Source organism: Shewanella hafniensis (assembly GCF_019655335.1).
Classification (GTDB): domain Bacteria; phylum Pseudomonadota; class Gammaproteobacteria; order Enterobacterales; family Shewanellaceae; genus Shewanella; species Shewanella hafniensis.
The window spans coordinates 1-9163 of sequence record NZ_BPFD01000116.1 but is presented as its reverse complement, the minus strand read 5'-3'; the positions used below and the strand labels follow the sequence as shown (position 1 = coordinate 9163).

At 44.4% G+C, this 9163-nt stretch carries 9 protein-coding genes; 2 read left to right on the top strand and 7 right to left on the bottom strand.

Annotated elements, in window-relative coordinates:
* Window positions 1-368: 368 nt before the first annotated feature.
* The 3 genes from K5Q99_RS20595 to K5Q99_RS20585 form a co-directional block, all read right to left on the bottom strand.
* Window positions 369-770: a YbaY family lipoprotein gene (locus tag K5Q99_RS20595; protein ID WP_006082308.1), complete on the bottom strand. Its 402-nt coding sequence runs from the start codon at window positions 768-770 to the stop codon at window positions 369-371.
* 1 nt (window position 771) lies between these two features.
* Window positions 772-1638 (bottom strand): acyl-CoA thioesterase II, encoded by an 867-nt coding sequence (gene tesB / locus K5Q99_RS20590; RefSeq protein ID WP_006082309.1) that lies wholly within the window; start codon window positions 1636-1638, stop codon window positions 772-774.
* A gap of 91 nt (window positions 1639-1729) precedes the next feature.
* Entirely contained in the window at window positions 1730-2668 is a 939-nt protein-coding gene (locus tag K5Q99_RS20585) for an SDR family NAD(P)-dependent oxidoreductase (protein WP_220777984.1), read from the bottom strand.
* A gap of 366 nt (window positions 2669-3034) precedes the next feature.
* On the opposite strand from K5Q99_RS20585, the gene K5Q99_RS20580 reads away from it, so the two are divergent.
* On the top strand, window positions 3035-3910 hold the full coding sequence (locus K5Q99_RS20580; RefSeq protein WP_220777983.1) for a 1,4-dihydroxy-2-naphthoate polyprenyltransferase: 876 nt from the start codon (window positions 3035-3037) through the stop codon (window positions 3908-3910).
* A 165-nt stretch (window positions 3911-4075) separates the two neighbouring features.
* On the opposite strand, the gene K5Q99_RS20575 is transcribed toward K5Q99_RS20580, so the two are convergent.
* The gene (locus tag K5Q99_RS20575; RefSeq protein WP_220777982.1) at window positions 4076-4891 is read right to left on the bottom strand and encodes a DODA-type extradiol aromatic ring-opening family dioxygenase; all 816 of its coding nucleotides are present in this window, start codon (window positions 4889-4891) and stop codon (window positions 4076-4078) included.
* 61 nt (window positions 4892-4952) lie between these two features.
* On the bottom strand, window positions 4953-5435 hold the full coding sequence (locus tag K5Q99_RS20570; RefSeq protein WP_246604550.1) for a DoxX family protein: 483 nt from the start codon (window positions 5433-5435) through the stop codon (window positions 4953-4955).
* 162 nt (window positions 5436-5597) lie between these two features.
* On the opposite strand from K5Q99_RS20570, the gene K5Q99_RS20565 reads away from it, so the two are divergent.
* A complete protein-coding gene (locus tag K5Q99_RS20565) occupies window positions 5598-6500 on the top strand; it encodes a LysR family transcriptional regulator (RefSeq protein ID WP_220777980.1) in 903 nt (300 codons plus the stop codon).
* 47 nt (window positions 6501-6547) lie between these two features.
* Here the strand turns inward: K5Q99_RS20565 and K5Q99_RS20560 are convergent, their stop codons facing one another.
* The gene (locus K5Q99_RS20560; protein ID WP_220777979.1) at window positions 6548-7012 is read right to left on the bottom strand and encodes a serine protease external chaperone; all 465 of its coding nucleotides are present in this window, start codon (window positions 7010-7012) and stop codon (window positions 6548-6550) included.
* Window positions 7013-7022: 10 nt separating this feature from the next.
* A complete protein-coding gene (locus tag K5Q99_RS20555) occupies window positions 7023-9137 on the bottom strand; it encodes a S8 family serine peptidase (protein ID WP_220777985.1) in 2115 nt (704 codons plus the stop codon).
* Between the last annotated feature and the right edge of the window lie 26 nt (window positions 9138-9163).

Genomic DNA, 9163 nt, shown 5'->3' with positions numbered 1-9163 from the left:
AAATCTTGGAGCACCAAGATAGCGCATTAAAAAAACAGAACGAGTGACCGTAAAAATATTATTATTCGTGAAAACTATCTGTTACAAAATAAACATTTGCAAAAATAAAATTAAACACAAATTAAACATTTCTTTAACTTTTTAAGCAAATTTAGTATGAATGCCATTTTTACAAAATTGCATTCCTTATAAAAAATACTAACTTATGCATTAATATTCTTAGCTCTGTGTAAAGCAAAATCATATTTGATTTTACATTTACAGCATGAATACCCGAATATTAACCAAAAAAAGCCCTTGCAATATAAATTGAAAGGGCTACATCTGCAGCAATACAAAAATGATGCGCAGGCAATAATTAGGAGTGATTAATTCGCCATGACCGCCTTCATTAACACTTCTGTCGTGAACTTATCATTATTGACGACAGGGAACCTGTCATAGGTTTGGAAGATCACTTGGTCTTGGAACTTGATCATCGCCACTACGCCATATTGGATACTCTTATCTATCGATTTTGCAGGCAGCGTAAATTTAAACGGCACTGGCGCTCTGGCGATGTTAAAGGTTTTCTGTGCGACGATAATACCCGGGGTATTCAAATCAATAATTGCAATAGTGATTTGGCAACCTTGAGGCAAGGGAATTTTCTCTAAATAACCCGCTGCGCCATTGATGATAATCGGGGGTTCAGGTTTCACCGTCACGCAGCCATTGAGCAGAATTGCCATGAGCGAGAACAATACAAACGACTTTATTTTCAGATACATATTAACGTCCTTTTACCATGCGGATCAGGCCTTCTTGGGTAGAAGAAGCCACTAATTCACCTTGTTGATTGAAAAACTGCCCTCTGACGTAACCTCTGCCACCACTGGCATTGGGGCTATCAATACTGTAAAGCAACCACTCTCCCATATTAATCGGGCGATGGAACCACATCGCATGATCTATCGTCGCCATGCGCACTCCAGGACTTAAAAACGACACGCCGTGGGGCTGAGCCGCTGTCACCAGAAAGTTAAAGTCCGAGGCATAGGCGAGTAAATATTCATGAATATGGGCGTCATTTGGCATGGGACCATTGGCCCTCATCCACACATGACGGTACGGCTCAGTTTCTTTGGGCGCAAAGGGATGTAATGGATTAACCAGTCGCATCTCAATGGGCGCATCGGCCATAAACTTTTCGAGTATGCTCGGCGGCACTTTATCCCGCATAGTCAGCGCTAATTCCTGCTGATTCAATAAACCTTCTGGTCCAGGTACTTGCGGCATCATCGCTTGATGGCTAAATCCTTCTTCAGGTTCTTGGAAGGAACAGGTCATGTGGAAAATCGGTCGACCTTTTTGAATTGCACTGACGCGACGGGCACTAAAACTGCCGCCATCTCGCATATTTTCGACTTCATACACAATCGGTAACTTCTCGTCACCGGCACGTAAAAAGTAGGAGTGTAATGAGTGGACCTTACGCTCAACGGGGACGGTTTGTTTAGCGGCGCTCAGCGCTTGCCCCATCACTTGACCACCAAACACATGCCCAAATCCCAGATCTTGGCTCTGACCACGAAAGAGGCCGATTTCAATTTGCTCAAGGGAAAGTAATGATAAAAGATCGTCTAATACCTGACTCATGGGATCCTACTGCATAATTAGCCATTAATGCTAAAGGGTAACTCAGTTCGCCTTAAGCTGACCAGTCTTCTATCGATTATTCACAATGAAATCAATCAATTTTAATATGGTGTTCTAGCGCGCTTAACTGAGACCAAGACAAGACTTTATCCTCACCACTGGAGTGCAAAGTAACTGGAAAGGATTGGTATAGCTGGGGCCACTGCTGCGCGAGATTATCTGGCGTAAAAAGCCCCTCATTAAAATACATCGGCTGAAACTCGACAAACATGCCATGGCTGACACTGCCCGCACCAGCGAGTAAGTGTTGACCATTGGGCGCCTGTTCACTCACCAAAAAAGCCGTTGTGGCGGTTAATGACTCAAAGGAAAATAACGGCTGAATCGCACTTGCTAAATGTTTGGCGGTCATCGCTGTGACGGCCTGCGGGCATAAACTATTGACGCGAATATTATGAATTTCTCCTTCTATCGATAAGCAATTCACCATGCCCACCAGCGCCATTTTACTCGCGCTGAAACCGACTTGATGCAGATCACCAAACAAGGCCGAAGCTCCCGTCGTCATCATGATCCGACCATAATCCTGTTGTTGCATATAGGGCCAAACGGCTTGCGTCAGATAAAAACTGCCATTGAGATCGACATCCAATTGCCGTTGCCACTGCTCAAGCTTAATGTGTTCGAACGGACAAGCACCGTAGACCCCCGCGTTATTAATCAAGATATCAATGCGATGCCAACGTAGGATCACCTCTTCGACCATGCGGTTTACTTCATCCCGCTGGCTAACATCGAGCACAAAGTAGAGACAGTCACCGCCGAGTTTAATAATGCTGCAGTAGGTTTGCATCAATGCTAAGTTGGCCGGCATTGTTTGAGCACCATCGGTAGAAATAGACTCAGATGACGATAACGGCTGATCAACGAGCACCACTTTCGCGCCCCGCTCAGCCAACATGATGGCATAGGCTCGACCTAGCCCTGCTCCCGCCCCAGTGACTAACGCCACCTTATTATCGAAACGCATCCAAATATATCCTTATCGGCATAACAGTAGCGGCAAAACGCCGCCAATGAATGCTCAAAAACAACCCGCATAAGGCGACTAGCACCTGTGGTATTTCCAGTTGAACATAGGATTTAGCGTTAAGCCTATGTCTTGGGCGGTGCAGCGTCTCCAACAACATCCGCTATAGAAACACAGACTTTTTTGATTTTCTTTGAGCTTGACGACAAATCTTTGCCTACATCAGTGAACATATGTGCGCCAATTCAAACTCTGTTAAATGCGTTTATTAGATAGTGCTCACTTTCGTGTTAAATCTTGTTATGCTATGCGCTAATTGAGCCCTTGCTCGATACCATTCCCATTTACCAATAACGACTGGACGCCATGAATCCTTGGATTTTAGCTATAAGACCCCGTACGCTACCCGCGGCCATAGGTCCTCTATTGATAGGCAATATTCTCGCCCTGCATCTTGAGAGTTACAGCTGGTTAATCGCTGCCACTTCTATGCTGTGTGCTGTGCTATTACAAATTGCCGTCAATCTCGCTAACGACTATTTTGACTTTAAAAACGGCATAGACACGGCCGAACGCTTAGGACCCGTTCGCGTGACACAAAGTGGTTTAATTCCACCAACGAGCGTCCGCAATGCCATGATATTTTGCCTATTAATGGCACTTGCTGTGGGTTCCTATTTAATTTGGCACGGAGGCTGGCCTATCGCGATTCTCGCCGCGGCAGCCATTTTAGGTGCACTCGGTTACAGTGGAGGCCCCTATCCCCTCGCTTCCCATGGGCTGGGCGAAGTTGCGGCCTTTATCTTTTTTGGATTAGTCGCCGTCGTGGGGAGTTATTATCTGCAGGCGGGCGATACCACAATCAATGCTTGGTTATTAGGCTGCGCCATTGGGCTGTTCAATGCGGCGATCATGCTGGTCAATAACACCCGCGATATTCGCACCGACACCCAAGCGGGCAAACACACATTGGCAGTACGTATCGGCGAAGCACAATCAAAAGTGTTATATCAAGCGCTGATTTACCTGCCCTTCGGCTTAGTGATTGCAGGCTTTCTAATGGGGATTTTACCTGGGTTACCAGTATTACTTGCGGGCTTATCACTGCTTATCGCCCGTAAACTCAGCAGCGATTTCTATGCGGTGTCCGGTGAAGCATTAAATCCGTTACTCGGCCGCACGGCTAAGTTAACCATGATTTTCAGTACCTTGTTTAGCGTGGGTTTAGTGTTTACCGCATAAGAGTCACACCGCTAGGCTAATCAATTAGTCGCTACAAGCAGCCGCAGCTTAATCCTAAATACGAAAAAGGTCCGTATCCTCAACAGATACGAACCTTTTTTATTGGCTGAATATGCTTAACCTTAGGTTTACTGCCATGTTCAGCCACGGCAATCCAACATCAGACTATTGCCAGATATAGCCTGAGATCAGTGTATTTAATAAAATGCCGTTAAAGTTACGTTCTGCATGAGATGAACCATTATGACCAGCACCGAAACACATATGCAGAGGCAATAAATGTTCTTCACGTGGATGGCTAAACCGCGCTTCTGGGGCTGATTGCCAATGAGTTAATGCTGTTTTTACCTCAGCAAAACTATCACTTGCGGTTAATGTTTGCGTCAGCCAATAGTCAAACTCTGCGCTGCGGCTTTGTACCGAGGGATCGCTTGAGAAAAATGCCCGCATATTGTGAAATGACATGCCAGAGCCCACAATCAATACCCCTTGATCCCGTAGCGGCGCTAAAGCTTCGCCAATCGCTATATGGGTTTCAGGATCGAGACTGTGGACTAACGACATTTGTACTACGGGAATATTCGCCTCGGGATACATCAACTTAAGTGGTACAAAGGTGCCGTGATCAAATGCTCGCTCGCTATCTAAGCGGGCGGCGATACCTTTATCCGCGAGCATATTCACAATCTGCGCCGCTAATTCTGGCTCACCCGGTGCAGGATACGTCAGCTGATATGCTTCGGGTGGAAAGCCATAATAATCATACAAAATGCTGGGCTTAGGGCTACTCGACAAGGTCACCACAGATTCTTCCCAATGGGCGGTGATCAGCACAATCGCCTTAGGGGTTTCAATGGGCGCGGTCACTGAGGTTAAAAAAGCACGTAACTCTTTATGATTGGCATCATTTAGCAAAGGCATTGGGCCACCACCGTGGGGCACAAATAGCACAGGCATACGACTCGCTTTAACTTGCATCATGACTTTCTCTTGTTAATTAACTTAAATCGGTACGACTGACTTCAGACTCAATTTTTATCACTTAAAATGCGGAGCGACTTAGCGCCAACTGTCGCTGAAATTGCACTAAACGCTCAATAATTTCATCCAGTTTGATAACTAGAAAGAGTCCAGCCGATAAACTCAATGCAGGCAGTGCATTAATCGCCGCTTCATAGTTAAAGTGAAAATAAATCGCCCCCATCATAATCGCCAGCAAACCGCTCGCCGATAACACTCGATAGTCACGTAGACACAATCCAAGGGCGCCAATCACTTCCATCAAACCAATAAAATAGCCAAATCCGGTGGGAAGATTCATCAAAGTAAACGGAACATGGAACATAGGCACGCCAAATAACTTGGCAAATCCTGAGATAAAAAACACTATGCTCATAGCCAGTGTAACGGTTGCGGCGGCGCGATTGAGTGTATTGGCACAAAGGAATAGCTTCTGCGTATCGGCCTCAGCAACTAAGCCATTGATACTTGAGCCCTTAGCACCACATAAGTTTAAAAATCGCATCGCACACACCCCATTGATCTTAATATTGCCGTCAGTCTTGGGCATAAATGCGCAGACGACAAGCGAGAATGGAGTCGATTATGAGCCGATAAAAGATAAATAAATATGGAATAAAATCTAATATCTCATAAACTAATAATTTATAACTTGCGAGCAATCCCAGTGACCTTAGACCAACTGCTGATGTTTAAAACCGTGGCTGAGGCGGGCTCACTCAAAGCCGCCAGTGACAAGCTACATAAAACCCAACCCGCCATTAGTCAAAGTATCAAACAGTTAGAATCTCAACTCGATCTCATCTTATTTAACCGTGAAGGTTATCGACTCGCCATCACAGAGCAAGGCCGAAAACTGCTGCAACATACCCAGCGGGTGCTGAATGAAGCGCAAGAAATGAAGCAAGTGGCGAAACATTTAGCCAAAGGCAACGAAGCGAGTATCACCTTAGCTTTTGAAGCCTCTTTCAATCTCGCTCGAATTCTACCGATTTTAGAGCTGACTCAAAATGAGTTCCCCTATACTCAAATCATTCTCAAACAAGAATTTTTAACCGGTGCACTCGAAGCGTTGAATCAAGATAAAGCCGAAATCATCATCTCAGCTGGCGGAATTGAGCCCATACGTTCGAGTCATTTAGAATTAGCCTATTTATTTTCCGGTAGCCTGCTCGATGTCGCCGCGCCGCGCATGCTTGAGCGCCATCCGACACTGAGCTACGCACGAGAGCTCGTTAACGAATATCAAATCGTGATCCAAGATACGGGCTCAGGTACTGCGAATATTGAGTTTGGGGTACAGGCGGGGCAACGACGTTGGTATGTTAATGATTTTTATACCAAGAAAATGCTTATTCAAAGTGGCATGGGCTGGGGCAAGCTGCCGCACTATATGATTGAAGATTCACTCAAACAAGGTGCATTAATCGCACTGGAACTACGCGAAAGACAAAACAACATTCAACTCGATTACTATGTGATGCGAAAACCCCACTCGCCTTTAGGCCCAGTCGCCCAAGCACTCTGGCAAAAGCTGATCGCTTTTTCTGTAGATGAATTTAAAACATAACGCCAAAGTAAAAAAGGGCCAATAGGCCCTTTTAAATCAAACAAAAATTACTGTACTTCTTGCTTGGCAATGGCGCGGTCTAACTTAGCTCGTTCAACTTCAGGGGACGCTTTAATCGCGTTCACTAGGTTGATGAGATCAGTGCCATCTTCAGCGGCTAACAAGAGTAAATTACTCTTGTTTTGCCAATCCACTTTCAGGCCATGAACTTTTGCAAAATCCTCAGCTGAAACGCCAGGTTTAAGCTTAACAACCAATTTACCTGTCATTTCTGCAAATGGCTTACCAGACTGAGTCACTACTTTCTGTCCTTTTGTTAACTGTTTCGCTTGCTTCACGCCAGCATCAGTTTTGACAAAATATTGGTTGTCAGTACCCAAAAATTCAGCACGACTGACTGTGACGCCTTGTGTTTCACCTTGAGGTTCAACCAAATCAACTTTGTCATGTGCCATAGCTTGTGCAGATAACGTAAGAGCAACTGCAACTAATGATAAATTCAACGCTTTCATTTAATACTCCTTAAGATGCAGACTTGGCAGCATGGCCATGGAAACGAATTGACCAACCTTTTAGTTTTCCATCAGCTTCATTAGGAATAGAGATATAACCTTGATCATACTTAATAAATCTATAGTTACCACTATTCACATCAATAAGCTTGATAGTCCATTCTCCCTTAGCTGATTCACCATAGAAAGCATTAGACAGCATAGGCGTTGCATCAAAGCCTGTAATGAGATCTTCAGGATCTGTTTTATCCATAACACCTTGATATACCAAACCATTATAAGGTGTCATTAATACACTTTTCGTTCCTGCTGGAGATATTAGCTCAACAGCAAGATCCGGTAGACGTAAGTGATCTGCCGTTAACTCGATTTGTACAGCTTCAATGATTAAATCATCCGCTACCATCTGAGTATCACTAACACCATTGACGTCCGCATCAGGAATAGGTTTTGCCAATTCTTGGCTCGCTTGCCATTCAGTTACCACGTATTCACCTAAATCCTCAGCATAGGATTTAGCCAATTTTACCGCTTCGCTTACGTTAACTCGGCCAAAACCATAAAAATTATGGAATGAATAACCAGCGGCGTTTTCTTGCCATTCCGGAATAGCAACATATTCTTGAGCGGCATCGCCCTCACCAATAGTAACGGTTTTAGCCGCAATATCAGCATTCACTTTGGTTGAAGTCTTGGCAAGAACATTGCGTACATCACGCCACGTCAAATCTGGGTTTGCACTCATGATCACGGCGACTGCACCTGAAGTATTTGGTGCAGCTGAAGATGTACCGTTCATTGTCGAAGTGTAATCACAATTTGAGTTTAAAGGATGTAACCCACCGTGGAACGGTGTGCTTGGGCGATCTTCTGCAATCGCAGATCCATTTTCACAACCTACACGGTCTGTTGTTACAATCGCTGGATTAACTTCACCATATTCGCCACCTGGAGCAGTGACAAAAATATTAGACCCTACAGATGAATAGCTCGATAACACGCCTTTAGCATTAATTGCACTAACGACTAAGTTGTAGACGTTTGCATTATCACTGGACATGTTTGAATTATGGAAAGGTAATCCATGGTTAGCAGGGTTTTCGGCTGTAGCAGAAAAATAATCACCTGGAAGCCAAAAGGTGCTGAAACGGTAATAGTCATAACCATTACCTGCAGATTTAACAAAAATACTCCCTTTTCCATCAAAGCTCTGAGTGGCCACATCGCGATATACCTCAGACTCATCCTCATCAAAACCGTGTGGGAAAGGAACACTGTAACCATAGCTTTGGTTAAAAACACGGGCACTATCGCTGTAAGCACTAGCGCCATGTGATTTAGTAAAGTTTTCAAATGTTTGAACATTTGTCACTTTACCTGTCGGATCGGAATCTAAGAAGTTAAAACCAATTAGTTGTGCCTTTGGGGCGACACCACGACCACCAATACCGTTCCAACCTTCTGCTGCGATAATCCCGCCCACTGCAGTGCCGTGACCAGATTCACCAGAAAAAGGTGTAGGATCAACTGAACCTGTGATCAGATTATACGTTCCTCCCTTGACAGTATTATTCACCAGATCAGGATGAGAAATTTCCAAGCCATCATCCACAACGGCAACTGTGATGCCTTGACCCATAACTTGCTTTGAAATTGCTTCACTAACATTCATGTCTTCGCCAGCGATACCACGATTCAATGCAAAAGAATTCTGGCCTGTGTTTTTCAAATGCCATTGATAAGCATATAAGGGATCGCCATTTTTGATATGAATTGTTAATGTGCCCTCAGCTTGATACTGACCGTCAGATACTTTAAATCTGACAACATCAGTGCCTTCACTGGCATTGGAAGCATAAGTAAATTCACCGGTACTTTTATTAACTAAAGTCAAAGTACCTAGTTTTAAATCAGTTGGATCAACTAAAGAGTAAGTCAAACCGCCTTCGGCATCTGTCGCGTCTAATTTGCCAGTAAATAATAGAGACTGCGACACATCAATGGTCATATCAGCAGTTGTTGGTGCTGTGTTGATCTTAGCGACTGGCTCTGGAGCCTTTTTGTCACTTCCACAACCTGCCAATAAGGCGGCCGTGATGCTTAATGCAACAATGGACATACGCATAGATAGACATTCCTTCTTGTCATTAC

What these genes read in the sequence shown, in the direction of transcription:
- K5Q99_RS20595 (WP_006082308.1), bottom strand. Translation starts at nt 770, where the DNA reads ATGTATCTGAAAATAAAGTCGTTTGTATTGTTCTCGCTCATGGCAATT.
- tesB (WP_006082309.1), bottom strand. Translation starts at nt 1,638, where the DNA reads ATGAGTCAGGTATTAGACGATCTTTTATCATTACTTTCCCTTGAGCAA.
- K5Q99_RS20585 (WP_220777984.1), bottom strand. Translation starts at nt 2,668, where the DNA reads ATGCGTTTCGATAATAAGGTGGCGTTAGTCACTGGGGCGGGAGCAGGG.
- K5Q99_RS20580 (WP_220777983.1), top strand. Translation starts at nt 3,035, where the DNA reads ATGAATCCTTGGATTTTAGCTATAAGACCCCGTACGCTACCCGCGGCC.
- K5Q99_RS20575 (WP_220777982.1), bottom strand. Translation starts at nt 4,891, where the DNA reads ATGATGCAAGTTAAAGCGAGTCGTATGCCTGTGCTATTTGTGCCCCAC.
- K5Q99_RS20570 (WP_246604550.1), bottom strand. Translation starts at nt 5,435, where the DNA reads ATGCGATTTTTAAACTTATGTGGTGCTAAGGGCTCAAGTATCAATGGC.
- K5Q99_RS20560 (WP_220777979.1), bottom strand. Translation starts at nt 7,012, where the DNA reads ATGAAAGCGTTGAATTTATCATTAGTTGCAGTTGCTCTTACGTTATCT.
- K5Q99_RS20555 (WP_220777985.1), bottom strand. Translation starts at nt 9,137, where the DNA reads ATGCGTATGTCCATTGTTGCATTAAGCATCACGGCCGCCTTATTGGCA.